At 72.6% G+C, this 25,276-nt stretch carries 19 protein-coding genes; 10 read left to right on the top strand and 9 right to left on the bottom strand.

Features of this window, described 5'->3' with window-relative positions; all coding sequences use genetic code 11:
- Positions 1-220 precede the first annotated feature (220 nt).
- The 5 genes from AC3EUV_RS16815 to AC3EUV_RS16795 form a co-directional block, all read right to left on the bottom strand.
- On the bottom strand, positions 221-1,738 hold the full coding sequence (locus AC3EUV_RS16815) for a phytoene desaturase family protein (protein WP_432143117.1): 1,518 nt from the start codon (positions 1,736-1,738) through the stop codon (positions 221-223).
- A gap of 91 nt (positions 1,739-1,829) precedes the next feature.
- Positions 1,830-2,450, bottom strand: a complete 621-nt coding sequence (locus AC3EUV_RS16810) for a DUF4126 domain-containing protein (protein WP_432143118.1) — start codon at positions 2,448-2,450, stop codon at positions 1,830-1,832.
- 384 nt (positions 2,451-2,834) lie between these two features.
- Positions 2,835-3,452, bottom strand: a complete 618-nt coding sequence (locus AC3EUV_RS16805) for a TetR/AcrR family transcriptional regulator (protein WP_432143119.1) — start codon at positions 3,450-3,452, stop codon at positions 2,835-2,837.
- A gap of 83 nt (positions 3,453-3,535) precedes the next feature.
- Positions 3,536-5,743, bottom strand: a complete 2,208-nt coding sequence (locus AC3EUV_RS16800; protein WP_435603231.1) for a YhgE/Pip family protein — start codon at positions 5,741-5,743, stop codon at positions 3,536-3,538.
- Positions 5,715-6,725 (bottom strand): ATP-binding cassette domain-containing protein, encoded by a 1,011-nt coding sequence (locus AC3EUV_RS16795; RefSeq protein WP_435603230.1) that lies wholly within the window; start codon positions 6,723-6,725, stop codon positions 5,715-5,717. The genes AC3EUV_RS16800 and AC3EUV_RS16795 overlap by 29 nt, the downstream gene beginning before the upstream one ends.
- A 230-nt stretch (positions 6,726-6,955) precedes the next feature.
- Between AC3EUV_RS16795 and AC3EUV_RS16790 the strand changes: the two genes are divergently transcribed.
- From AC3EUV_RS16790 to AC3EUV_RS16780, 3 genes are all read left to right on the top strand, one after another.
- Positions 6,956-7,441 (top strand): SAV_6107 family HEPN domain-containing protein, encoded by a 486-nt coding sequence (locus AC3EUV_RS16790; protein WP_398834467.1) that lies wholly within the window; start codon positions 6,956-6,958, stop codon positions 7,439-7,441.
- A 330-nt stretch (positions 7,442-7,771) separates the two neighbouring features.
- A complete protein-coding gene (locus tag AC3EUV_RS16785) occupies positions 7,772-8,527 on the top strand; it encodes a methyltransferase (RefSeq protein WP_432143122.1) in 756 nt (251 codons plus the stop codon).
- A gap of 258 nt (positions 8,528-8,785) precedes the next feature.
- The gene (locus AC3EUV_RS16780) at positions 8,786-9,199 is read left to right on the top strand and encodes a DUF3040 domain-containing protein (RefSeq protein ID WP_432143123.1); all 414 of its coding nucleotides are present in this window, start codon (positions 8,786-8,788) and stop codon (positions 9,197-9,199) included.
- A 332-nt stretch (positions 9,200-9,531) separates the two neighbouring features.
- Here AC3EUV_RS16780 and AC3EUV_RS16775 read toward each other — a convergent pair whose 3' ends face one another.
- The 4 genes from AC3EUV_RS16775 to AC3EUV_RS16760 all read right to left on the bottom strand — a co-directional run bounded on the left by AC3EUV_RS16775 (position 9,532) and on the right by AC3EUV_RS16760 (position 15,292).
- Positions 9,532-11,961 carry a transglutaminase TgpA family protein gene (locus AC3EUV_RS16775; RefSeq protein ID WP_435603229.1) on the bottom strand — a complete coding sequence of 810 codons (2,430 nt, stop codon included), beginning with the start codon at positions 11,959-11,961 and terminating at the stop codon, positions 9,532-9,534.
- 172 nt (positions 11,962-12,133) lie between these two features.
- Positions 12,134-13,486, bottom strand: a complete 1,353-nt coding sequence (locus tag AC3EUV_RS16770) for a DUF58 domain-containing protein (RefSeq protein ID WP_435603228.1) — start codon at positions 13,484-13,486, stop codon at positions 12,134-12,136.
- Positions 13,486-14,505 (bottom strand): AAA family ATPase, encoded by a 1,020-nt coding sequence (locus tag AC3EUV_RS16765; RefSeq protein WP_432143126.1) that lies wholly within the window; start codon positions 14,503-14,505, stop codon positions 13,486-13,488. Before AC3EUV_RS16765 ends, AC3EUV_RS16770 begins: the two co-directional genes overlap by 1 nt.
- A gap of 229 nt (positions 14,506-14,734) precedes the next feature.
- Complete coding sequence (locus AC3EUV_RS16760; RefSeq protein ID WP_351272804.1) at positions 14,735-15,292, bottom strand: beta-class carbonic anhydrase; 558 nt, start codon at positions 15,290-15,292, stop codon at positions 14,735-14,737.
- Positions 15,293-15,798: 506 nt separating this feature from the next.
- Between AC3EUV_RS16760 and rsmH the strand changes: the two genes are divergently transcribed.
- From rsmH to murD, 7 genes are all read left to right on the top strand, one after another.
- Positions 15,799-16,767 (top strand): 16S rRNA (cytosine(1402)-N(4))-methyltransferase RsmH, encoded by a 969-nt coding sequence (gene rsmH / locus AC3EUV_RS16755; protein ID WP_432143127.1) that lies wholly within the window; start codon positions 15,799-15,801, stop codon positions 16,765-16,767.
- Complete coding sequence (ftsL, locus tag AC3EUV_RS16750) at positions 16,764-17,408, top strand: cell division protein FtsL (RefSeq protein WP_432143128.1); 645 nt, start codon at positions 16,764-16,766, stop codon at positions 17,406-17,408. The genes rsmH and ftsL overlap by 4 nt, the downstream gene beginning before the upstream one ends.
- A 7-nt stretch (positions 17,409-17,415) precedes the next feature.
- Positions 17,416-19,422 (top strand): peptidoglycan D,D-transpeptidase FtsI family protein, encoded by a 2,007-nt coding sequence (locus AC3EUV_RS16745; protein WP_432143129.1) that lies wholly within the window; start codon positions 17,416-17,418, stop codon positions 19,420-19,422.
- An 18-nt stretch (positions 19,423-19,440) separates the two neighbouring features.
- Positions 19,441-21,207 carry a UDP-N-acetylmuramoyl-L-alanyl-D-glutamate--2,6-diaminopimelate ligase gene (locus AC3EUV_RS16740; protein WP_435603227.1) on the top strand — a complete coding sequence of 589 codons (1,767 nt, stop codon included), beginning with the start codon at positions 19,441-19,443 and terminating at the stop codon, positions 21,205-21,207.
- A gap of 62 nt (positions 21,208-21,269) precedes the next feature.
- Complete coding sequence (locus tag AC3EUV_RS16735; protein ID WP_432143131.1) at positions 21,270-22,718, top strand: UDP-N-acetylmuramoyl-tripeptide--D-alanyl-D-alanine ligase; 1,449 nt, start codon at positions 21,270-21,272, stop codon at positions 22,716-22,718.
- 5 nt (positions 22,719-22,723) lie between these two features.
- Complete coding sequence (mraY, locus tag AC3EUV_RS16730; RefSeq protein ID WP_042162194.1) at positions 22,724-23,788, top strand: phospho-N-acetylmuramoyl-pentapeptide-transferase; 1,065 nt, start codon at positions 22,724-22,726, stop codon at positions 23,786-23,788.
- A complete protein-coding gene (gene murD / locus AC3EUV_RS16725) occupies positions 23,785-25,239 on the top strand; it encodes a UDP-N-acetylmuramoyl-L-alanine--D-glutamate ligase (RefSeq protein ID WP_432143132.1) in 1,455 nt (484 codons plus the stop codon). The genes mraY and murD overlap by 4 nt, the downstream gene beginning before the upstream one ends.
- The last annotated feature ends 37 nt before the right edge of the window (positions 25,240-25,276 follow it).

Raw genomic sequence — 25,276 nt, 5'->3', positions numbered from 1 at the left:
CAGGCCCGTCACCGCACCCCGACAGCCCCGCGCAGCGGCCCCGCCCGCCGCAGGCGCAACGGCGAGCAACCACCACGGCGGACGGCCGAAAACGTGGGCCGAAGGCAAAGCGCAGCGCTTGGCGCAATGGCGGGGGCCGCGTAGCGGGCAACAAACGGCGAGCAACTAAAACGGTGGGAAAGGCAAAAACGTGGGGCCGCTTAGCTAGGCGCAGCGGTTCTTACGAGGAGCCCTGCCAGTCGTCGCCGTTCACGATCAGGCCCGCGACGATCGCGCCGGACATGCCGGCATGGGCGGGGCCGCCGCCGGGGTGTGACCAGCCGCCGACCGCGTAGAGCCCGGGTATCCGGGTGCGGTTGGCGGGGCGCAGGAACTGGCCCTCTTGGCCGGCCAGTGAGGGGCCGGGCACCAGCGTGTCGTCCGTCGGGGGCAGCACCTCGCGCCACAGCACCCGGTCCCGCAGCCCGGGAATCGCGGCCTCGGCGTGCTCGGTCATCCGCTCGGCGTCGGCCGCCACGGCCTCCGCGTCGGTCCAGTCGACCGGGCCGTGCGGAGCGACCGTCGCGGTCAGGGTCACGGCCTCATGGGCGTCGTCCGGGCGGGTGGCCGGGTCGTCCGGGCGCAGCACCGTTACCGTGGGCCGGTCGCAGGGGGTCCGCAGCCCGGAGCCGTCGCCGAACACACCCGCCAGCTCGGCCGTGCGGTCCGCGGCATGGACCACCGTCCGGTGAGCGGCGTCCCCGGGGCGCGCCCCGCGCAGCGCGAGACAGACCGTGAGCCGCCCCGTGGCGCGGTCGCCCGGCCCCAGGTCGGGGCGGACGTCGTCCGCACCCCACGGCTCCCGCCCCTGGCAGAGTTCCACGAGCCGCACCGGATCGACGCCCGCGACCACGAACTCCGCCTCGGACACCCGGCCGTCGGCCAGCTCCACGCCCGCCGCCCGGCCGTCCTTCTCCACGATTCCGGTTACCGCCGTGCCGAAGCTGAACTCCACCTTGCGCGCCACACAGCGCTCGTACAGCGCGTCGGCCAGTGCCCGCATCCCGCCGCGCGGATACCAGCTCCCGAAGGTCTGCGCCATGTACGGCAGCACGACGGCGCTGGCCGGGGCGCTGCGCGGGTCGAAGCCGTACGCCAGCGCATGGCTCTCCAGCAGCGCGATCAGCCGGGGGTCGGACAGCTCGCGGCGGGCCACCTCGGCGAGGGTGGCGGTCGTGGGGCCCTTGCCCCGGCCGAACAGCCCGCGTCTGCGTACCGCGGGATACGGATCGCGCCCCAGCACCCGCCAGTCCTGCCACAGCGGCTCCTCCAGGAGCGGCCGGCGGGTGGCGTCCCAGGCGTCGCGGGCGCGGCCCACCAGGTCGCTCCAGCGCTCCCCGGCGCCCGCGCCCAGCGCCTCGTCGAGGGCCGCCAGCACGCCGGCCCGTGAGGCGTTCGGCAGCGAGACGGCCGTGCCGTCGGCGAAGACATGGCGGGCGGCGGGGTCGACCTGGGTCAGCTCGACGCAGCTCTCCAGCGGCTCCCGGCCGGTCTTGAGGAACAGATCGCGGTAGACGGCCGGCAGATGCAGCAGTCCGGGTCCCGTGTCGAAGGCGAAGCCGTCCCGTGCCAGCTGCCGCAGCGCGCCGCCGTGCGTCGCGCCGCGTTCGAACACCGCCACCCGGTGGCCCGCGACGGCCAGCCGGGCAGCGGCTGCCATCGCGCCCATCCCGGCGCCGATCACTGCAATCCGTGCCATGCCTGCGACTTTATCCGGACCCGCTGACAGCGCTCGCACGGCTGTGGAAAACCGTCCGGGCAGCGGCCGGCTGCCACCGCCGGCGGCCCGCTCAGGTCACCGGAGGCGCCGCGCCGGCCGCCACGGCCGCCCGCTTCTGCGCGCGCCGCTCCCGCCGTCGCTGGAGGAACCGGCGGATCCGCGACCACAGGAAGACCACCAGCGCGATGCCCGCGGCCAGCAGGGTCCCCGCGATGACCGCCGCGGCCACCGGGTGGAACACGGCGAAGGCGATGAGAGCCGCGACCCCCAGATCCTCCGCCAGGCTCAGCACGATGTTGCTGGCCGGCTCCGGGGAGGTGTTGACCGCGATCCGGGTGCCCGCCTTGACCAGATGGCTCAGCAGCGCCGTGGAGCCGCCCACCGCGCCCGCCGCCAGCTCGGGCAGCGAACCGTTGTGGCCGGCCAGCAGCGCCGCCACCACCCCGCCGGCGACCGGCCGGATCACCGTGTGCACGGCGTCCCAGACCGAGTCCACGTACGGGACCTTGTCGGCGACGGCCTCGGCCACGAACAGCAGCCCGGCCACGACCAGCACATCCGGGCGCTCCAGCGCCGCGGGCACCTCATCGGTGACGCCGGTCGCGCCGAGCAGGCCGAGGAGCAGGACGACGGCGTAGGCGTTGATCCCGCTCGCCCAGCCACTGGTGAACACCAAGGGAAGTACGGACACTCGGCAGATCGTAGGCCCCGACTGGGGGCCGGTGCTCAGTTTTGAGTATCCGTACTCAGACGCCGAGATGAGTAGGTACGCGGATGGGCCGGAGCCCGCCCGGACGGAAGAGTAGGGATCACGGAAGGGAAGCGGCGCCGCACCGCCGACACGGGGCGGCGGAGCGGCGCGGCTCCCGGACGTGACGGGGGAACACGGGGGAAGCACGGGGGAGTACGGGGGAGAACGGGGGAAGCGCTGTCCTGGTCGGATCGAAGGGGGAACGATCCGTGCCAGGGCAGCGCACCCTTTTGTGCGGCCCTGGGGGAAGGGAAAAAGGGGTGCGCGCCGTACCTGACCACTACGGCGCGCACTCTCTTTCCGTTTCCGGGGGACGCCCGTCCGTTACTGCGACGGCCGGCCGCTGACCCGCCCCTGGAGCAGCCGTGACAGCGCCGCGTGCACGTCGTCGATCGACCGGTCCGGCTGGTACGACTGCCAGTCCAGGGCGGCCACCAGCACCATCCCGAACAACGCCGAGGCGGTCAGCGGGATATCGATCTCCTCGCTCAGCTCCTCCCGGGCGACCGCCTCCCGCAGCACGTCCTCCACCACCGTGATGGCCCGCTCCCGCACCACCATCAGCGTCGACTGCCAGGCCCGGTTGGTGCGCCACAGCTCGGCGACGTAGAGCTGGGTGAGCGCCGGGTAACGGGAGATGAAGTCCAGCCCGGCCCGGATCATCGCGTCCAGCGCGTCGATCCGGGTGCCGCCCCCGTCGGCCACCTCCTCGGCGGCCGACTGGAGGGACGTCGCCAGCATCTCGATGCCGTGCCGCAGCAGCTCTTCGAAGAGCACGTTCTTGCTCGCGAAGTTGTAGTAGACGGTGCCCTTCGCGACGCCCGCCCGCTCGGCGATCTCGTCCACCGTGGTGGAGGAGAAGCCCTGTTCGGCGATGAGCGTGACCGCGGCCTCGAAGAGCTTGCGCCGGGTGGCGTCGCGGCGTGTATTGGAGCTGTCCATGGGGGCGATTGTGCCGCCCCCGGACGATTGATGCGCGACGCGGAGCGCTTCCGGCAGGGCGGTGGTGGGCGACGGGCGGGCGCTCACAGGCTGAGTTCCGGATGCAGGTCCTTCATCCGCACCACCTGGCGGCCGCGCGCCGTCAGGGACGTCAGCGCGAGGGCCCCCGCGGTGAACGCCAGCAGCACCAGACCGCCCTGCCACACGGGCGCGAGGTCGCCACCCGTGATGAGCCGGCGCAGCCCCTCCACGATGTAACTCATCGGCAGATACGGGTGGATGGCGGCGAAGAAGCCCGGACTGGTCTGCACCGGATAGGTACCGCCCGCCGACGTCAGCTGGAGCATCAGCAGCGCCAGCACCAGGATCCGCCCGGCCGGTCCGAACTGCGCGTTCAGCCACTGCACCAGTGCCGAAAAACACGCCGTGACCAGGACGAGGAACCCGATCGTGCCGGCCGCCCGCGCCATCTCCAGACCGATCGCGAAGTGCAGTACGGACATCAGCGCCGCGGTCTGAAGCACCCCCACGCCGAACACCGGCAGCCAGCCCGACAGCGCCACCCGCCAGGAGGCCGCGCCCATGGCCAGCGCCCGCCGGTTGAGCGGCTGGATCAGCATGTACGCCACCATGGCGCCGACCCACAGGGACAGCGGGATGAAGTACGGGGCGAATCCGGTGCCGTAGTTGGGCGCCTTGTGGGCCGCGTCCGAAGACAGCTGCACCGGGTCGGACATGACCAGGGTGTGCGCGTCGCGGTCCTTCTTGCCGTAGTCGGGGATCTGCTTCGCCCCGTCGTGCAGCCCGCCGGCCAGCTTCTGCGAACCGTCGGAGAGCTTGAACATGCCGCCGTTCAGCGTCTGCGCACCGTCCTTGAGCCGGCCCACACCGGAGTCGAGGTCGCCGATTCCGGCCGCCGCGCGTCCCGTACCGTCGTGCAGCCGGTGCGCTCCGTCGTTGAGCTCGTCCGCGCCGGCCGCCAGCCGGGCGTTGCCGGCGGACAGTTTGCGCGCCCCCGACGACACCTTGTGCGCCCCGTCGTTCAGATCGTTGATCTTCCTGACCGCGGCGTCCATGTCGGCGCCCAGGGTGGGCCCGCGCTGCGCCAGCTCGCTCGCCAGGGAGTGCAGGGTGTCCAGGTCCCGGCCCAGTTGGTCGAGGTTCTTCTGGTCGTGCACATAGCCGCTGACCTCCTCGGCCTTGTCCGCCGCGGTGGCCGCCTCCTCCTTGAGCTGCTTCAGCTCCGCACAAGAGGTGTCGAGCGGTACCCCGCTCTCACAGCGCAGCCGGTAGTAGGAGGCCATGTGGTCGGAGATCCCCCGCGAGAGCTTCGCGCCCGCGGAGGCCGCGGCGGGAAGCTTGTCCAAGTGGTCATTGATCGCCTGCGAACCGTCGGCGACGAGCTGCGCCGCCTCGCCGATCTCCTTGCCGTGCGCCCGGATGAAGGGCCCTACCTTGCCGACGACTCCGTTGACCTTGTCGGCCAGCTGCTGGGTGCCCCGCGCCACCTGCCCCGAGCCGTCGGCCAGTTGGCGCGAGCCGTCGGCGGCGGTCCCGGCTCCCCGGGCGAGATCGGAGCTGCCCCGGGAGAGCCGCCCCGCGCCCGCGTCGAGGTCGCCCAGACCGGTGACGAGCTTGCCGCTGCCGTCCTTCGCGGTGCCCAGACCGTCGGCCAGCTTGCCGGTGCCGTGCTCGGCTTGCCCGATGCCGTCCTGGAGCCGGTCGGCGCCGTGCGCGGCCTGTTCGGTCTTGCCGTGCAGCGTCGAGAACGAGACAAAGATCTTGTCGAGGAAGGTCCGCGACGACTTCGTCGAGGCCGCGGAGCGCACCTCGGAGAACACCGTCCGGGAGATCTGCCCGACGATGTAGTTGTTCGCGTCGTTCGTCCGCACCTTCAGTGCGCCGGTCTCCGGATGGTCCCCGGAGCTGGAGGCGATCCGCCGGCTGAAGTCCTTCGGGACGGACAGCGAGAGGTAGTACGAGCCGTCCTCGACGCCCCTGGCGGCCTCCTTGGCGTCCACCGGCCGCCAGTCGAAGGTATGGCTGTCCCGCAGCCCGGAGACGATGCTGTCGCCCGCCGAGATCCGCTTCCCGTCGACGGCCGCGCCGGTGTCCTCGTTGACCAGCGCGACCGGGATCTTGCCCAGCCGCCCGTACGGGTCCCAGAAGGACCACAGGTAGAGCGCGCCGTACAGGAGTGGCAGCAGCAGAAGGGCGGCCAGCGCGGCTCGCGGCAGCTTCCCCCTCCCGAACCGCTTCAGCTCAAGCGCGGCCAGTTTCGGCGAGCGCATCGGCCGCCCCCTCCTCGTCGTCGTGCCCGTCGCCGGCGGGGCTCTCGGCCTGCGCGCTGTCCGCGCTCTCGGTGCCGACCGTCCCGGAGGGCTCGCCCTGGCGGCCCTTCCCGGTCTTCCCGGTCTTTCCGGCCTCGCGCTCCTCGTGGCCCTCGGGGGCCTCGCCGTCCTTGCGGCCCTCGCGGCCCTCGGGGTCCTTGCCGCCCTCGCCTTCTTCGCTGTCCGTGGGGGCGGTGGAGGTGCCGGAGGCGTCCTCGGGGGCGGTGGGCTCCGGGCGGCGGCCCGTACGCACCAGCACCACGTCCTCGTCGCCCTCCGGCGGTTCGCTGCACACCGCGAGCACCGTGGTGCCGGCCGCCGCGAGGCCGTGCAGCATCTTCCAGGCAGCGCCGCGCTCGTCGTCGGACAGCTTCAGATCGGTGTCGTCGACGGCCAGCAGCCGGGGGGCGCCGATCAGCGCGAGCGCCACGGACAGCCGCAGCGCCTCCAGCCGTTCCAGGTCGCGCACGGACGTACGGATCCCCTTGGGCAGCGACTCCAGGTCGAGGCCGGCCGCGGTCAGCGCGGAGTCCACCAGGGCGCGGGCCGCGGCCCTGCGCTCGCGCCGGGGCCGCAGCAGCGCCCGCAGCGAACCGCCGAACCGGCCCTGCAACAGGGCGCGTTCCCGCAGATGCTCGCCCACGGTGAGCGCCGGATCGAGCTCGGCGACCCCCGGCACATGGGCGAGCGCGGTCACGGACCGGACCGCGGCCTTCTTCTTCGGCAGCGGCAGTCCGCCGACCTCGGCGGTGCCCGCGGCGGACTTCATCCGGCCGGTGAGCGCGAGCAGCAGACATGTACGGCCGGAGCCCGAGGGGCCCTGTACGGCGATCAGTGAGCCGGGCCCGGCGGTGAAGTCGATGTTCCGGAACGCCCATCCGCGGGGGCCCTTGACCCCGAATCCCGCGGCCGTGACCGCCGCCCCGTGCGGGGTGCTGTCCACGATCCCCTCCTTTGAACTGACTGGTCAGTTCAAAAAGTATGCCGCATCCCACCCCCCGTTCCGCAAGGGGGCGGCGGGAATCCGCTCCTGCGGCTTCGCGGATCAGCCCGTCCCCTTTTCGACGAAAGTGCAGGTCAGTGCCGATTGTCAGTGGCGTACGTCACGATGGGCTCATCCGGTCCGAATCGGCATTCGGTCCCGAACCGGCTTGCGACGACAGGAGGTTCGTCATGGCAGCTCGTCCCGACAGGGGCAGCTCCGCTGCGTACGGTCCCCCGAGCGATGTCCACCCCGTCCTGCGGCGGGCGACCGCACCACCCGCCGCACTCGCCCTGCTCACCCAGGCCCAGCAGGGCCTCGACGAAGCACAGACCCTGGAAACGCCCAACGAGCAGTTCGCCACGGCCCATCTGGCCGCGCTGCGCACCGCCGCCGCCGTCCTTGCCGTCCGCGGCCGGCCGGAGACCACCGTGCGCCGCCGGCAGCGTATCCGCAGCGCCTGGGAAGTGCTGCCCGAGGTCGCGCCCGAACTCGCCGAGTGGAGCGCCCTGTTCGCCGCCGGCGCCGCCCGCCGCGCGAAGGCCGAGGCCGGCATAGCCGGCGCGGCCAGCCGCCGTGACGCCGACGATCTCCTGCGCGACGCCGCCATGTTCCTGCGCCTGGTGGAGCGGATGCTGCTCCTCCAGCCTTCCCTCCCGCCCCAACGGGCGGGGTGAGGAACGGCTGAGCCCGGGGGAGACGGAGGAGGGGAGCGGGGGCTGGGAGGAGGGGAGTGGGGTGGGGCGGGGCGGGGGCCCCGGGGGAGGGGAAGAGAAAGCAGCGGTAATCAGCTCCCGCCGCCCCTTGCCCACCACCTGCGCCGCACCTGCCTCTCCGCCCCCGAACCTTCGTCTCCCTCCGCCCCACCACCCCGGGGGCCCCGCCACCCCCACCACCCGCCGGGCGCCACGGCGGCTCCCCGTGGCTCCGCAGGCGGTGGACGGCGCGGGACGGAATAGGGTGGTGGACGCCTAGACGTTCATGCCCCCGCCGAGGAGCCACCCGCCGTGTCTGACCCGCTGCGCCCCCGCGCATCCCTTCGTACCGCCGTGGTCTGGGAGGTCCTCAAGGACGCCCTGGAGCGCCGGGTCAAGGCCACCGGCCGCGACGCCCTGGACGTCCTCGACACCGGCGGCGGTACCGGCAACTTCGCCGTGCCGGTCGCCCGCCTCGGCCACCGCGTCACGGTCGTCGACCCCAGCCCCAACGCACTCTTCGCCCTGGAGCGCCGCGCCGCGGAGGCGGGCGTCGCCGACCGGGTACGCGCGGTCCAGGGCGACGCCCACGGCCTGTTCGACGTCGTCGAGCGCGGCGGCTACGACGCCGTGCTCTGCCACGGCGTGCTGGAGTACGTCGACGACCCGGCCGAGGGCATCCGCAACGCCGTCGACGCGCTGCGCCCGGCCGGCACCCTCAGCCTGCTCGCGGCCGGTCTGGGCGGTGCCGTCCTCGCGCGCGCTCTCGCGGGCCACTTCACCGAGGCCCGCCAGGCGCTGACCGACCCGGCCGGCCGCTGGGGCGAGGGCGACCCGGTCCCGCGCCGCTTCACCGCCGACCAGCTCACCGAGCTGGTGTCCGCCACAGGTCTGGAGGTCGGCGCGGTCCACGGCGTACGGGTCTTCGCCGACCTGGTCCCCGGGGTGCTCGTGGACACCGAGCCGGGCGCCATGGAAGCCCTGCTGAAGCTCGAGGCGGCCGCCGCCGAACAGCCCGCCTTCCACTCCGTGGCCACCCAGCTGCACGTCCTCGCGGAACGCGACTGACCCACGCGGCTCACGCGACTACCGCGTGCAGTCGACCACAGACCACCCGATCAGCCCCTTCGCCCCGTATGATCGGGGTACGACGTTCCGGCATGACGGACAGGCGGGTGGGGAATGCAGGCAGCATCACCACCGGTCGCCGTGGCGGCCCGGACAGTGAACTGGCGTCGAGGGGCGGGTTTCACGGGGGCGATTCCCTGCCTATCCTGAAAGGGTCGCACCCGGTCGCCCCCCGCGACCGACGAGTAGGAGGACTCCGTGCCGCTCTCGGAGCACGAGCAGCGCATGCTCGAGCAAATGGAGCGAGCGCTGTACGCCGAAGATCCCAAGTTCGCGACAGCGCTTGAGGGAAGCGGGCTGCGTACGTACACCCGGCGACGGGTCTACCAAGCGGTCGCGGGCTTCCTGGTGGGTATCGCCCTGCTCATGGCCGGCATGGTCGCGCAGCAGATCTGGATCAGTGTGGTCGGCTTCCTCGTCATGCTCGGCTGCGCCGTGCTGGCGGTCACCGGCTGGCGCAAAGCTCCCAAGCAGGGTGAGCAGCAGTCCGGTGCGGCTTCCGGCGGTGCCGCGGGTGCCCCGGCGCGCCGTCAGGCCAGGCAGCGGCGCTCGATGATGAACCGTATCGAGGACCGCTGGCAGCGCCGCAGGGACGAACAACAGGGCCACTGAGCCACGACGGGAGCGGCGGATTCGCGGGATTTCCCCGAATCCGTCGGGAGCGTCCCCCTGAGCGATCCCTCGCGCCCCGGGAGATGTTTCTTTCCGGCATTCTTCCTGTTGCGCCGCGAGGCGCTTTCCGTCACTCTTTCCCGCTTTCCCGCCGCGTTTTCGCCGTTGCAGTTCGCCGCCTCCGGCCCGCAGTTCGCCTCCCGCGGGCCCGATAGTTCTCGGTTCCTTTCCGCCCTTCGGTACGCAACACGTTCTCCGGTGGCGCCGGAAGAGAAAATGTGCTGGGCCGCCCGATCTTGTCGGGCGGCCCAGCACATTTTTGTGCCGTGTGGTCATGCCCGCCGCGGGCCCGGCCGGAGGGCGGCCAGCACGCGCCGTGCCGCGGCCACCGGGCGGTTGCTGCGGCACCGGAGCAGCAGCGCCGACCAGCGGGCCGACCAGGCCCAGCGGAGCCGGGCCGCGGAGCGCGGGGCGAGCCGGGCCCGCAGCCGCAGACCACGGCTCGCGCCCGTCCACAGCCCGGCCCGCACCCGCTGTACGTCCAGGGCGAGTCCGGACACCGGCTGCGGTTGCGGGGCGTACAGCACCTGCTCGACCGCTGCCGCGACGCCGCGGGCTGCCGCGGCGGGCTCCGGTTGCAGATCTCCGATGCGGATGATGCGCTCGGCGGCCTTGCGCGGGGTCAGTGACTCGTCCGGCAGGATGCCGAAGTCCCAGGCGGTGTCCAGCAGCTCCCGCCAGGCGGCGAGGGTGGCCGCCGCCGGGTCGTCGTGCGGGCCGGCCAGGCGTCCGGAGCGTATGCGCAGGCGCCACAGCAGCGGGCCCGCGGGCAGCAGCAGGACGAGCAGCGCGGCCAGTGCCGCGACGACGACCGGCCAGGGGGACGAGCCGCCGTCCGGCGGGCGGGTGCCGGCCTCCGCGGGCAGCGGGACACAGTCCGAACCGGAGCCGGACTGCCGCTCACCGGGGCCACAGGACGGGTCCGCCGACGGGTCCTCCGAGGGGGCCGCGGACCGGGAGGGCGCGGGGTCCGGACTGCCCGGGTCGGGGGTGTCCGGAGTGTCGGGGTAGGCGTAGTCCGGGATGCTGCCGCGGCTCGGGGTCGGCTCGAAGCGGGTCCAGCCGATGCCCTGGAAGTACAGCTCCGGCCAGGCGTGTGCGTCCTTGAGACCGACCGAGGTCGTGCCGTCGGGCTGCTTGGTGCCGGGGGTGAAACCGACCGCTACCCGGGCCGGTATCCCCAGCGTCCGGGCCATCGCAGCCATCGAGAACGAGAAGTGGACGCAGAAGCCCTCCTTCTGCCGCAGGAACCGTGCGATGGCCTCGGATCCGCTGCCGGCCCGGACCTCCGTGTTATAGCTGAAGCCGCCGTTGAGCGCGAACCAGTCCTGGAGCTTGACGGCCCTGGCATAGGCGGTCGGGGCGCCGCGGGTGACCTGACGTGCGGTGTTCCGGACGACCGGGGGCAGCGAGCGGGGGACCTTGGTGTACTCGCGCAGCAGGTCGGCGGGGGGCGCCGGGGCGGCGGCCAGCTGCCGGGACGTGGGCCGCACCTGGAAGCTCTCGACCTGGTACTGCAAGCCGCGGGTGTTCTGTCCGCGGTCCCCGACGAGGGTGCGGCCCTGGGGCTCGAAGCGCCAGCGCCCGGAGATGTCCACCTTGGAGGCCGGGTAGGGGAGCGGCAGCCAGTTCTGGGCGTACCACTCGGCGGTCGAGATCGAGGTGTTGACCCGGTCGAGGTCGACCGCGGTGCTGAGGCCGGTCGGTTGCGGCAGCCGCTCGGGGACGTCCGTGACCGTGCGCTCGGACGGCTTCCAGGTCGTGCCGTCGAACTGGTCGAGGGCGACGATCCGCAGATACAGGCCGCGGGTATCGGCGGCGGTCGTGCGGTAGTTGAGGACTTCCTTGTCCTCGGGCTGGTTGAGGCTGTCCTGAAGGGACACCAGGGGATTCACCGCGGAGATCGTGCCGCCTCCGCCGCCGGGGCCCGCACCGCTGCCGCCGGTGCCGAACAGCCCGCCGCCGAGGGACGGCAGCAGGGCGGGCACCACCAGGGCGATCCCGAGGACCAGGGCGCCGATCCTGCGGCCCGTACGGACCGGGGCCAGGGCCGGACCGCCGAGGGCGGCGAACCCCTGGCCGCGGTCCGGCCGGCTCGCGTCGGCGCCCCCGCCGAAGACCCGGCCCCACTGGGAGAGCCGGTCCCGGCCCTCGGCCAGCAGGAGCAGCAGATAGCCGGCCGCCGCGATCAGGAACCGCAGCCAGCCCGCGCCGCCCTGGGACAGCCCCGCCGCCACCGAGTAGAGCGCGAGCAGCGGCAGACCGGCGGGCGCGGCGCTGCGGTACGTGACCGCCAGCGCATCGACTATCAGGCCGATCACCAGCACTCCGGCGATCAGCAGCAGCCGGATGCCGGGGGTGACGGGGGCGGGGATGGCGTACCGGCCGACGTCCCGTACGCCGGTCTGCACCAGCCGGCCGAATTCCGCGAGGGAGTCCGGGCCCGGCAGCACGCCGAGGATCGCCTCGCCCGGGGTGAAGAGCAGGGTCATCAGCAGCACGCCGGCCAGCAGCTGTACGCCGATGACCAGGGGCCCGGCCAGGGGGACCCGGCGGGCGGCCGCGCCCACTCCCGTCAGGAGCGCCAGCAGGACCGCCGCCTGGATCAGCCAGCTGATCGGTTCCACCAGCGGCAGCAGTGCGCCGGCGGCACACAGCGTCGCCACCGCCGCACACAGTGCCAGCCGCGCCCGGCCGCTCATGCCCGTGCCTCGCTTCGCTCGGGGCCGCCGGGGCAAGGCCCGCGCCGACCGCTGATCCGGCCGCTGTTCCGGCCGCGGGGACGCCGCGCGTCCGGGCGTCCGTCCGCGGGCCGCACCTCGTCCCTCAGCAGCCGCTCGCCCGTAATAAGCCGCCCACGGCGCACGCTCCCGTTCACGACCGGCCTCCCGCCACCGTCTCCGGTGTGCCCGCATGCTCCGCGGCCGCGCGCCACAGGGCGGGAAGGGAATCCCCGGGACTCACCGGCAGCGCTGTCCAGCCGGCCTTCCGCAGCAGCTGAAGGCGTTCGGCCACCGGGACCTGGCCGTCGGAGAATCTGATGCCGCCGGGGCCCTGCGTCCAGGCGTCGCTGTCCAGGACGAAGGCGACGGCCGCGCCGCTGCGCTGCCGCATCCGCCCGGCGACCACCGCCTGCTCCTCGTCCAGATCGCCGAAGAAGGCGATCAGCAGTCCTTCGTTGCCGCCGCGCAGGACGTCGTACGCCGCCGACAGGCCGTGCTCCTCGGAGCGCTCCACGACGGCGAGGGTGTCCAGCAGCAGGCCCGCGGCGTCGGCGGAGCCGGTGCCGCCCGCGAAGCTGCCGGCGCCGTCGGGGCCCGGTACCGAGCTGCCGGTGTCGGTCAGCAGCCGCACCGAGAAGCCGCGCTCCAGCAGATGCACCGCGGTGGAGGCGGCGCCCGCCACCGCCCACTCGAAGGCCGAGTCGGGGCCCGCGCCCGGGTGGGCGTCCTCACGGGTGTCGAGCAGGACCGTGCAGCGCGCCTTCTGCGGCTGCTCCTCCCTGCGGACCATCAGCTCGCCGTAGCGCGCGGTGGAGCGCCAGTGGACGCGGCGCAGATCGTCGCCGTGCCGGTAGCCGCGCGGGATGACGTCGTCCTCCCCGGCCAGCGCCGGTGAGTGCTGCCGTCCGTCGCCGTACCCGGCGGCCTCGCCCACCTGCCGCACCGCCGGCAGCGGTTCGACCCGCGGCACGACCGTCAGGGTGTCGGAGGCGCTGAACGAGCGGGTCAGCTCGCACATCCCGAACGGGTCCGAGAGCCGCAGCTGAAGCGGCCCCAGCGGATAACGTCCGCGCAGGTCGGAGCGGACCCGGTAGGAGACCTCGCGGCGGCCGCCGGCCTCGACCCGGTCCAGGATGAAGCGCGGCCGGGGACCGAGGACATACGGCACCCGGTCCTGGAGCATCAGCACGCCGGTCGGCAGCCGGGAGATGTTCTCCATCCCCAGCCGCACCCGGGATTCGGTGCCGGCGGGGACCCGGGCGGGGGCGAGCGTCCGGCTGCCCGCGACGCGGTAGCGGGTGCGGTGCAGCACCAGGACACACACCAGCGGGAGGGCGGCGAGCAGCAGCCCGACCCGCAGCAGGTCCGCCTGCCCGAGGAGGTAGGAGCACACCGCGGCGGCCAGCCCAGCCGCCAGGAACGACCGGCCCCGGGTCGTCAGCCCCGCGAGGGCCGTCCGCAGCCCGTCCCGCTCCGGAGCGCCCTCGCTCCCCCCTTCGGACATCACAACCCCCGTACGCCGGGCGGCCGCTGGCCAGGTGTCCGCCACGGCTGGGCGGACGGTTCGGGGACCGGGACGCGCTGGAGGATCTCCAGCACGATCTGCTCGGCCGTACGGCGGTTCAACTGGGCCTGGGCGGTGGGCAGCAGCCGGTGTGCGAGCACCGGCACCGCCAGCGACTGGACATCGTCGGGGAGGGTGTACTCCCGCCCCTGGAGCGCGGCCGCGGCCTTGGCGGCGCGCATCAGATGCAGGGTCGCCCGCGGCGAGGCGCCGAGCCGCAGCTCGGGGTGGCTGCGGGTGGCCCCCACCAGATCGACGGTGTATCTGCGGACCGTATCGGCGACATGGACCGTGCGCACCGCGTCGATCAACTTCACGATCTCGTGGGCGTGCGCGACCGGCTGGAGGTCGTCGAGGGGGGAGGCGCCGCCGTGCACATCCAGCATCTGCAACTCGGCGGACGGGCTCGGGTAGCCGATCGACACCCGTGCCATGAAGCGGTCCCGCTGTGCCTCAGGGAGCGGGTACGTGCCCTCCATCTCCACCGGGTTCTGGGTGGCGACCACCATGAACGGGTCGGGCAGCTGGTAGGTCTGCCCGTCCATCGTGACCTGCCGCTCCTCCATGGACTCCAGGAGCGCCGACTGGGTCTTGGGCGAGGCGCGGTTGATCTCGTCGCCGATCACGATCTGGGAGAAGATCGCGCCGGGCTTGAACTCGAAGTCCCGCTGCTGCTGGTCGAAGATGCTGACGCCGGTGATGTCGGAGGGCAGCAGGTCGGGCGTGAACTGGATGCGCCGCACCGAGCAGTCGATGGAGCGGGCCAGTGCCTTGGCGAGCATGGTCTTGCCGACGCCGGGCACATCCTCGATGAGCAGATGTCCCTCGGCCAGCAGCACGGTCAGCGCGAGCCGTACGACCTCCGGCTTGCCCTCGATCACTTCCTCCACCGACCGGTGAACCCGCTCCGCGGTGGTGGTCAGATCGCTGAGGCTCGCTCGTTCGTCATACGTCGTCACTCGGCCCTCCTCGGCCCGTACTACGGGCCGATGCCCCCTATACGGACCCGGCCCACCCCGAACGTGCGCATCGCACCCGGCCGGGGCCAGGACGACGGCACCTACGCATTCTTGCTGCCCGCGCGGCTTCGCGTCATGACCTGTGGATAACTCACAAGGTTATCCCCCGGCTTTCCCGGCGAACCGGGCTTTTTGGGCAGGTTCGGTCGCCGGGAAGGCCGGGCCGGGGTCAGTGCTGGGGGTCGATCTCGCGCAGCAGGCCGGTCGTCACGTCGAAAACGAAGCCGCGGACGTCGTCGGTGTGCAGCAGGAACGGGGAGGTGCGCACCCGCTGCATGGACTGCCGTACGTCCTCGTCGAGGTCCTTGAACGCCTCGACCGCCCAGGTGGGGCGCTGCCCGACCTCGGCGGCCAGGTCGTGGCGGAAGTCCTCGGTCAGGCTGAGCAGACCGCACCCGGTGTGGTGGATGAGGACGACGGACCGGGTGCCCAGCGCGCGCTGGCTGATCGTCAGGGACCGGATGATGTCGTCGGTGACCACCCCGCCGGCGTTGCGGATCGTGTGGCAGTCGCCGAGTTCGAGACCGAGGGCGGCATGCAGATCCAGCCGGGCGTCCATACAGGCCACGACGGCGACGTTGCGGACGGGCCGGGCATCCATCCCGGGGTCGGTGAAGGCGGCGGCATAGCGCTTGTTCGCCTCGACGAGACTGTCGGTGACCGTCTCGCCGGTACGAACGGCACCGTCGGCGGAAGGGGGCAGCGGCTGCGACGCAGGTATGGACATGGTTTCACCGTAATCGGCGCCGGTCGTTTCAGCCGCATGAGAGGTCGGGCATAGGGGTCATCATCACTCCTTGTGAGGTAACCCACAGGTCCGTCCGTCCCGCCGCCGTCCGGGTGACGAGCCCGCGGCACCCGCGGCCGGAAAGCCGTCGCAGGACGCGCGGAACCGGTTGATTGACCGGGGCAGCCGGTGGACTAAAGTGGCGCGAAGTGGGAGGCGTGACGCTCTCCTTGGATACCGGATTCCTCGCGTGCGCGCACCGTACGTACGGCTCGGCCTCCTCCCGCTCCCATGGTCTTCCGACGTCACTTCCCCGTCGCCGGAGGGCCACTTCCCCTTCAGAGCGGGCGGGGACCAAGCGGTACGTGCGGCATCCCCCAGCCAGCGGCCGGGGCCCCACCTGCCGCCCAGCCCATCGGAAGGCACATGAGCGAGCGTAGCGAGCGAGTCAGGAAGAGGTGCGCGCTCTGCCGAGGCAGGCGGGCCGAGCGCGGCGAGGCCGTCGCATGAGCAGCAACACTCGCCACGTCCCCGTCATGCTCCAGAGGTGTCTGGACCTGCTCGCGCCCGCGCTCGCCGAGCCCGGTGCGGTCGTCGTCGACTGCACCCTCGGCCTCGGAGGGCACAGCGAGGCACTGCTGTCCACCTTCCCGGCGGCCCGGCTCATCGCCCTCGACCGTGACCCGTCCGCCCTGAAGCTGGCGGGCGAGCGGCTCGCCCCCTACGGCGACCGCGCCACCCTGGTACACGCCGTCTACGACGAGCTCCCCGAGGTCCTCGACCGGCTCGGGACCCCGCGGGTCCAGGGCGTGCTGTTCGACCTCGGGGTCTCCTCCATGCAGCTCGACGAGGCCGACCGCGGTTTCGCGTACGCGCAGGACGCCCCGCTGGACATGCGGATGGACCAGTCGACCGGCATCAGCGCCGCGGATGTCCTCAACACCTACGCGCCCGGTGAGCTGGTCCGGATCCTGCGCTCCTACGGGGAGGAGAAGCAGGCGAAGCGGATCGTCGAGGCCGTCGTCCGTGAGCGGGCCAAGGAGCCGTTCACCACCAGCGCGCGGCTGGTCGAGCTGATCCGTGACGCGCTGCCGCAGGCCGCCAAGCGCACCGGCGGCAACCCCGCCAAGCGCACCTTCCAGGCGCTGCGCATCGAGGTCAACGGGGAGCTGAAGAGCGTGGAGCGCGCCATCCCGGCGGCCGTGAAGGCGCTCGCGGTGGGCGGCCGGATCGCCGTGCTCGCGTACCACTCGCTGGAGGACCGGCTGGTCAAGCAGGTCTTCGCGGCCGGCGCGGCCAACACGGCGCCGCCCGGCCTGCCGGTGGTCCCCGAGCGCTACCAGCCCCGGCTCAAGCTGCTGACCCGCGGCGCCGAACTCCCCACGGAGGAGGAGATCGCCGAGAACCGCCGTGCCGCCCCCGCCCGGCTGCGCGGCGCGGAGCGCATCCGCGAGAACGTCGAGGACATCGCATGAAAGGGCAGGGGCCGCGCGGCAGACAGAAACGCCTCGCCGCGCTGTTCCCCTCCGGCGCCGGTGCCCGCGGCACCGCGGCGCGCACCCCCTTCGTGCTGCTCATCGTCGTCCTCCTCGGCTCCGGCCTGATCACCCTGCTGCTGCTCAACTCCGCCCTCAACCAAGGGTCGTTCGAGCTGAGCAAGCTGGAGAAACAGACCGAGGAGCTGACGGACGAGCAACAGGCGCTCCAGCAGGACGTGGACGCCTACTCCGCCCCGAGCGCGCTGGAGCAGCGCGCCCGGAAGCTGGGGATGGTGCCCGGCGGCACCCCGGTGTTCCTGCTCCCGGACGGCACGGTCCGCGGCCGGCCGAGCGTGGCCGGGCCGGAGGGGGCGCCGCTGAGCAGCTCCGCCGAGCCCTCGCCCCTCGGCCCGGCCGCCCGCACCGCCCTGCCCCGCCCGGCGGTGCCGCCGGTCCCGGCCCTGGCCGGGGTGCTGGGCCCGGACAGCGCCCCGGGCACCGCGACGGCACCGGCCGCCCCCACACCCTCGGCCGCACCGGCCTCCCTGACCTCGCCTGCCTCGTCCGGCAACGGCGCCCCCACCGCACCCGCGCCCGCCGCCGCGGCCGCTCCCTCCCCGACGACCTCCGGCAGGTGAACGCGGCATGACCGAGCCCAGGGACCCCCGCCGGGTGCCGCGCCCCGCCCAGCGCGGCGGCCGGGCCGGCAGCGGGTCGGGCCGCCCGCCCGCCGCCAAGCGCCCCGCACCCCGGCCCGGCTCCCGCCCCGGCCCGCCCCGGCAGGCCGCCCGCCCCGGCCGCCCCCGCTCCGGGCCCCCGCCGCTCCGCCTCGGCAGCCCGCGTCCGCGGCTGCGGCTGGTCTCCCTCGGACTGACGCTGATCATGCTGGTCTTCGTCGTACGGCTCTTCCAGGTGCAGGCCGTGGACGCCGGGGCGTTCGCCGCCAAGGCCAACGAGAACCGCTATGTACCGGTCAAGCTGGCCGCCGAGCGCGGTGCGATCACCGACCGCAACGGCGTGGACCTGGCCACCACCGTTGACGCGTACGACATCACCGCCGACCCGAGCCTGCTGGCCCCTGGGAAGACCAGGACCGACGACGCTCCCCAGCGGGCCGCCGCGCTGCTCGCCCCGATTCTCGGCGAGGACCGGGCCGTCCTGGCCGAGAAGCTCGACCGGCCCGCCGCGCGCTACGCCCTGCTCGCCCGGCAGCAGACCCCGCAGGTCTGGAAGAAGATCAAGGACCTGCGCAAGACCCTCGACGCCGAGGCGGCCGCCGCCCCCAAGAGCGCGCCCCGCCCCAATGTCCTGGTCGGGATCTTCGCCGACAAACACAGCAAGCGCCTCTACCCGAACAAGAACCTCGCCGCCGGAGTGCTCGGCTTCGTCAACGGCGCCGGCAAGGGCGGCGGCGGCCTGGAGGCGCGCCTGGACAAGCAGTTGGCGGGCAAGGACGGCAAGCTCGTCTACGCCCAGTCCGGCGGCCGCCGGGTGCCCACCGCCGACACCCAGGAACACCCCGCCGTCCCCGGCAGCAACGTCGAGCTGACCCTCGACCGCGACATCCAGTGGGCGGCCCAGCAGGCGATCACCCAGCAGGTCGCCAAGTCGAACGCCGACCGCGGCTATGTCGTCGTCCAGGACACCCGCACCGGGGAGATCCTGGCGCTCGCCAATTCGCCCGGATTCGACCCCAATGAGGTGTCGCAGGCCGATCCGGAGGCGCTGGGCAACGCCGCGCTGTCCGACGCGTTCGAGCCCGGCTCCACCAGCAAGGTGATGTCCATGGCCGCCGTCCTGGAGGAGGGCGTCGCCACGCCGGCCACCCGGGTCACCGTGCCCAACCGGCTGCACCGGGGCGACCGGCTGTTCGCGGACGACGTCGACCACGCCACCTGGCATCTGACGCTGAACGGTGTGCTCGCCAAGTCCAGCAACATCGGCACGATCCTCGCGACCGGCCAGCTCGGCAAGACCCAGGCCCAGGCCAACCAGGTCCTCTACTCGTATCTGCGCAAGTTCGGGATCGGCCGGCCGACCGGGCTCGGCTTCCCTGGGGAGACCGACGGCCTCCTGGCCAAGCCGCAGGACTGGAACACCTCGCAGCAGTTCACCATCCCGTTCGGCCAGGGGCTGTCCCTCAACGCCGTACAGGCCGCCTCCGTCTACTCCACGATCGCCAACGGCGGCGAGCGCATTGCGCCCTCACTGGTCCGCGGCAGCACCGGGCCCGACGGGCACTACGCCCCGGCGCCCAAGCCCGCGAAGAACCGGGTGATCAGCCGGAAGACCGCGGCCACGCTGGCCACCATGCTCGAATCGGTGGTGGACGACGAGGAAGGCACCGGAGCGAAGGCGAAGATCGACGGCTACCGCGTCGGCGGCAAGACCGGCACGTCCAACAGGGTGGACCCCAGGACCGGCCGCTACCACGGCTACACCGCCTCCTTCGCCGGCTTCGCCCCCGCCGACAAACCTCGCATCACGGTCTATTGCGCCGTCCAGAACCCCACGACGGGCAGTTATTTCGGCGGCCAGGTCTGCGGCCCGATCTACCAGCAGGTCATGGCCTTCGCGCTGAAAACCCTCCAGGTCCCGCCGACCGGCGCCAAGCCTCCACGGCTGCCGGTCACCTTCACGCCAGGCCAATGAAATCGAGGCAATTCCGCCGTGACGACCATCACCCCCGACGGCACCCCCGACGGCACCCCCGCTCCCGGAAACTGCTCCCCCCGACGGCCCTCACTTCGCCCCGGGCCGGTGGTGCCCGGTACGCTCACCGCCGTGTCACACGCTGATCAGTCCCCGAAAGCCCAGCACGCCGGGAAGGGCGGGTCCGGTACGTATCCGGGAGCCCCGCGCCCTGAACGTGTCCGCCCCACCCCCCTGGCGGACCTCGCCGAGCAGCTGGGATGCCCGGCCCCGGACGCCGGCCGGCCCGGCGCCGCCGATGCCGCACGGCCCGTGATGGTCACCGGCATCACCCATGACTCCCGGGCGGTCCGCCCCGGCGACGTCTATGCCGCGTTGCCCGGTGCCCGTCTGCACGGTGCCGACTTCGTCGCCCAGGCCGCCGACCTCGGCGCCGCGGCGGTCCTGACCGATCCGTCGGGTGCCGAGCGCGCCACCGCGACCGGCCTGCCGGTGCTCGTCGTCGACAACCCGCGCGCGCGGATGGGCGCCCTGGCCGTCTCCATCTACGGAACGCCGGGCGAGGGCCTCCTCCAGATCGGCATCACCGGCACCTCCGGCAAGACCACCACCGCCTATCTCATCGAGGGCGGACTGCGGGCCGCGGCCGCCAAGGCTCCCGACGGGGGGCTGACGGGGCTGATCGGCACCGTCGAGACCCGGATCGGCGACGAGCGCATCAAGTCCGAGCGCACCACCCCGGAGGCCACCGACCTCCAGGCGCTGTTCGCGGTGATGCGTGAGCGCGGCGTCCGCGCGGTCGCCATGGAGGTCTCCAGCCACGCACTGGTCCTCGGCCGGGTCGACGGCTGCGTCTTCGACGTCGCGATCTTCAACAACCTCAGCCCGGAGCACATGGAGTTCCACTCCGGCATGGAGGACTACTTCCAGGCCAAGGCCCAGCTCTTCACCAAGGCCCGCAGCCGCGCCGGTGTCGTCAACCTCGACGACGAGTACGGCAAGCGGCTGGCCGAGGGCGAGTCCGAGGTCCCGGTCACCACCTTCTCTGCGGAGGGTCACCCCGACGCCGACTGGCGGGCCTCCGACGTCGAGGTCGGCACCCTCGGCTCGACCTTCACCGTGCACGGCCCGGACGGCGTCACCCTGCGCGCCGCGTCCCCGATCGCCGGCCCGTTCAACGTCGCCAACGCGCTCGCCGCGATCGTCTCGCTGGTCGTCGCCGGTATCGACGCGCAGACCGCGGCCGACGGCGTCGCCGCGGTGCCCGGCGTCCCCGGCCGTCTGGAGCGCATCGACGCCGGCCAGCCGTATCTGGCGGTGGTCGACTACGCCCACAAGACAGACGCCGTCGAATCGGTTCTGCGCGCACTGCGCAAGGTCACCGACGGCAAGCTGCACGCCGTCCTCGGCTGTGGCGGCGACCGTGACCCGCACAAGCGCGCCCCCATGGGTGCCGCGGTGGCCCGGCTCGCCGACACGGCCGTACTGACCTCCGACAACCCGCGCGGCGAGGACCCCCTCGCGATCCTCGCCACGATGCTCGCGGGCGCCGCGGAGGTCCCCATTCATGAACGCGGCACGGTGCTCGTCGAGGAAGAGCGCGCCGTCGCCATCGCCGCCGCCGTCGCCCGCGCCGAGCCCGGGGACACCGTGATCGTCGCGGGCAAGGGCCACGAGCAGGGCCAGGACATCGCCGGAGTGGTCCGCCCCTTCGACGACCGCCAGGTACTGCGCGAGGCCATCGAGGCTTCCTTGAAGTCACCGCAGCCGAACCACCAGGGATGACACACCGCCATGCGCGCACAACCCTTTTACCGTCACCGCCCGCCCAGTACCGGGGGTGACCTGTGATCTCCCTGTCGCTCGCCGAGATCGCGAGCATCGTCGGAGGGCAGCAGCACGACATACCGGACGACGGCCGGCGGGTGACCGGACCGGTCGTGGCCGACTCCCGTGCGGTGGGCCCCGGCGCGCTGTTCGTGGCCTTCGCCGGTGAACGCGTCGACGGCCATGACTTCGCACAGGGCGCCGTCGAGGCCGGTGCGGTGGCCGTACTGGCCGCCCGCCCCCTCGGCGTCCCCGCGATCGTCGTCGACGACGTGGTCGCCGCGCTCGGTGCGCTCGCCCGCGCCGTCGTCGCACGGCTGGGCACCACCGTCGTGGGCCTGACCGGCTCGGCCGGCAAGACCAGCACCAAGGACCTGATCGCCCAGCTGCTGCAGCGCCACGGCCCGACGGTCTGGCCCGAGGGAAACCTCAACAACGAGATCGGGCTGCCGCTGACCGCGCTGCGCGCCGATGAGACCACCCGGCATCTCGTCCTGGAGATGGGCGCCCGCGGCGTCGGCCACATCCGCTACCTCGCCGGGCTGACCCCGCCGAGGATCGGTGTGGTGCTGAACGTCGGCAGCGCGCACATCGGCGAGTTCGGCGGCCGTGAGCAGATCGCGCTGGCCAAGGGCGAACTCGTCGAGTCGCTGCCCCCGGCCGAGGACGGCGGGATCGCGGTGCTCAACGCCGACGACCCCTACGTCCGCGCCATGGTGCCGCGCACCCGGGCCCGCACGGTCCTGTTCGGCGAGGCCGAGGAGGCCGACGTACGTGCCGAGAATGTCCGGCTCACGGATCTTGGTCAGCCCGCTTTCACGCTTCGCACACCCTCCGGGTGCAGCGATGTGACCATGCGGCTGTACGGTGAGCACCACGTGTCGAACGCGCTCGCCGCGGCCGCCGTCGCCCATGAGTTGGGCATGCCCGCAGACGAGATCGCCACCGCGCTCTCCGAAGCCGGCACGCTCTCCCGCTGGCGTATGGAGGTCACCGAGCGCGCGGACGGCGTGCGGATCGTCAACGACGCCTACAACGCGAATCCCGAGTCCATGCGAGCGGCGCTGCGTGCGCTGGTCGCGATGGGCGCAGCCGGCAAGGCGACGGGCGCTCGTACGTGGGCGGTGCTCGGTGAGATGGCTGAGCTCGGCGAGGAGTCACTCGCCGAACACGACGCGGTCGGGCGGCTGGCCGTCCGGCTCAACGTCAGCAAGCTCGTGGCAGTCGGCGGCAGGGAAGCGGCCTGGCTCGACATGGGCGCCAAGAACGAGGGTTCGTGGGGTGAGGAGTCGGTGCACGTGTCCGACGCGCGGGCGGCGATCGACCTGTTGCGCAGCGAGCTGCGGCCGGGAGATGTCGTGCTGGTGAAGGCGTCCAGGTCGGTGGGGCTGGAGCGGGTCGCCGCAGCTTTGCTGGACGAGGGCATGCTGGGCGCCGCGGGCGCTGAGGGTGGAGCCGCGACCCGATGAACTCGATGAAGCAGATCCTCTTCTCCGGAATGATCGGGCTCTTCCTGACCCTGATCGGCACCCCGCTGCTGATCAAGCTGCTGGCCAAGAAGGGATACGGGCAGTTCATCCGCGATGACGGCCCGCGCACCCACGGCAGCAAGAAGGGCACGCCCACCATGGGCGGTATCTCCTTCATCCTGGCCACGATCATCGCCTACGCCGTGACGAAGGTGATCACCTCCAGCGATCCGACCTTCTCGGGCGTGCTGGTGCTCTTCCTCTTCGCGGGCATGGGCCTGGTCGGCTTCCTCGACGACTACATCAAGATCGTCAAGCAGCGTTCGCTGGGCCTGCGGGCCAAGGCGAAGATGGCCGGCCAGCTGATCGTCGGCATCGCCTTCGCGGTGCTCTCGCTCCAGTTCGCCGATCTGCGCGGGCAGACCCCGGCGTCGGACCGGCTCTCCTTCACCCAGGACTTCGGCTGGCAGATCGGCCCGGTGATCTTTGTCATCTGGGCGCTGTTCATGATCCTGGCGATGTCCAACGGCGTGAACCTCACCGACGGCCTCGACGGCCTCGCCACCGGCGCCTCGGTGATGGTCTTCGGCGCGTACACCTTCATCGGCATCTGGCAGCACCAGGAGTCCTGCGCCAACCAGATCACCGCCGGACCGGGCTGTTACGAGGTCCGCGATCCGCTCGACCTCGCGGTGGTGGCCTCCGCGCTGATGGGCGCCTGCTTCGGCTTCCTGTGGTGGAACACCTCGCCCGCCAAGATCTTCATGGGCGACACCGGCTCGCTGGCCCTGGGCGGCGCGCTGGCCGGTCTGGCCATTTGCTCCCGTACGGAGCTGCTGCTCGCCATCCTCGGCGGTCTCTTCGTCCTGATCACCATGTCCGTGGTGATCCAGGTCGGTTCCTTCCGGCTGACCGGGAAGCGGGTCTTCCGGATGGCGCCACTCCAGCACCACTTCGAACTCAAGGGGTGGTCGGAAGTCCTTGTGGTGGTCCGGTTCTGGATCATTCAGGGCATGTGCGTCATCGTGGGACTCGGCATCTTCTACGGCGGCTGGCAGGCAGCAAAGTGACCACGCACGGCCCGACCGACCACCCCGCGGGGTTCGCCGGTCAGCACATCACCGTCGCCGGCCTGGGCGTGAGCGGCATCAGTGCCGCTCGCGCGCTGGCCGGCCTCGGCGCACACGTCACCGTCGTGGACGGCGGTGACGGCGACAAGCAGCGCGCCGCCGCGCGGGAGCTGACGGCGGCGGGGATCACCGTCCGCCTCGGTGACGGTGACACGCTCCCCGAGGGCACCGAGCTCGTCGTCACCTCGCCCGGCTGGAAGCCGGACAGCCCGCTGTTCGCGGCGGCCGCGGCGGCGGGCGTCGAGGTCGTCGGCGATGTGGAGATCGCCTGGCGGCTGCGGGGCCCCGGCGCCGCGGCCTGGCTCGGGGTCACCGGCACCAACGGCAAGACCACCACCGTGCGGATGCTGGCCTCGATCCTGGCCGCCGAGGGCCTGCGCACCCTGGCCGTCGGCAACATCGGCACGCCGATCATCGATGTCGTCCTGGGGCAGGGCAAGGACGGCGAGGCCCCCTACGACGTCCTCGCCGTCGAGCTCTCCAGCTACCAGCTGCACTGGGCGCCCTCCCTACGGGCGCACTCGGGGGCCGTCCTCAATCTCGCCCCCGACCACCTCGACTGGCACGGCTCCATGGAGGCGTACGCCGCCGACAAGGGCCGGATCTACGAGGGCAACACCGTCGCCTGCGTCTACAACGCGGCCGACAAGGCGACCGAGGACCTGGTGCGCGAGGCCGACGTCGAGGAGGGCTGCCGGGCCATCGGCTTCACCCTCGGCACCCCCGGCCCCTCCCAGCTCGGTGTCGTCGACGGCATCCTCGTCGACCGGGCCTTCGTGGAGAACCGGCAGCAGCAGGCCCAGGAGCTCGCCGAGGTCTCGGACGTCACGCCGCCGGCCCCGCACAACATCGCCAACGCCCTCGCGGCCGCGGCGCTGGCCCGTGCCTTCGGCGTCCGCCCCACCGCCGTACGCGATGGTCTGCGCGCCTTCCATCCGGACGCGCACCGCATCCAGCACGTCGCGGAGCTCGACGGCGTCACCTACATCGATGACTCCAAGGCCACCAACACCCACGCCGCCGAGGCGTCGTTGGCGGCGTACGAGCACATCGTCTGGATCGCCGGCGGCCTCGCCAAGGGCGCGACCTTCGACGAGCTGGTGCAGAAGTCGGCGGCCCGGCTGCGCGGGGTGGTGCTGATCGGCGCCGACCGGGCGCTGATCGCGGAAGCCCTGGCGCGACACGCCCCCGATGTGCCGGTGGTCGACCTCGACCGGACCGACACTGGGGCGATGTCCGAGGCGGTCCGGGAAGCGACCCGTCTGGCCCGGCCCGGCGACACCGTCCTGCTGGCTCCGGCCTGTGCCTCGATGGACATGTTCGTCAACTACAACAAGCGGGGCGAGGCCTTCGCCGAGGCGGTCGGTGCGCTGACCGCCCGGGATCACTAGACCCGTTTCTCCCCGCTGTCGCCGAGCGCCGGCGGCG

This window comes from Streptomyces sp. bgisy130, assembly GCF_057708345.1.
Note: the sequence above shows the minus strand (reverse complement) of the source record. Positions and strands in the feature narration are given on the sequence as shown.

Coding starts and splice junctions, on each gene's coding strand:
- mraY (WP_042162194.1), top strand. CDS start 22,724: ATGAAGCAGATCCTCTTCTCCGGAATGATCGGGCTCTTCCTGACCCTG.
- AC3EUV_RS16775 (WP_435603229.1), bottom strand. CDS start 11,961: ATGAGCGGCCGGGCGCGGCTGGCACTGTGTGCGGCGGTGGCGACGCTG.
- AC3EUV_RS16745 (WP_432143129.1), top strand. CDS start 17,416: ATGACCGAGCCCAGGGACCCCCGCCGGGTGCCGCGCCCCGCCCAGCGC.
- AC3EUV_RS16800 (WP_435603231.1), bottom strand. CDS start 5,743: ATGCGCTCGCCGAAACTGGCCGCGCTTGAGCTGAAGCGGTTCGGGAGG.
- AC3EUV_RS16770 (WP_435603228.1), bottom strand. CDS start 13,486: ATGTCCGAAGGGGGGAGCGAGGGCGCTCCGGAGCGGGACGGGCTGCGG.
- AC3EUV_RS16760 (WP_351272804.1), bottom strand. CDS start 15,292: ATGTCCATACCTGCGTCGCAGCCGCTGCCCCCTTCCGCCGACGGTGCC.
- ftsL (WP_432143128.1), top strand. CDS start 16,764: ATGAAAGGGCAGGGGCCGCGCGGCAGACAGAAACGCCTCGCCGCGCTG.
- AC3EUV_RS16815 (WP_432143117.1), bottom strand. CDS start 1,738: ATGGCACGGATTGCAGTGATCGGCGCCGGGATGGGCGCGATGGCAGCC.
- AC3EUV_RS16805 (WP_432143119.1), bottom strand. CDS start 3,452: ATGGACAGCTCCAATACACGCCGCGACGCCACCCGGCGCAAGCTCTTC.
- rsmH (WP_432143127.1), top strand. CDS start 15,799: ATGAGCAGCAACACTCGCCACGTCCCCGTCATGCTCCAGAGGTGTCTG.
- AC3EUV_RS16790 (WP_398834467.1), top strand. CDS start 6,956: ATGGCAGCTCGTCCCGACAGGGGCAGCTCCGCTGCGTACGGTCCCCCG.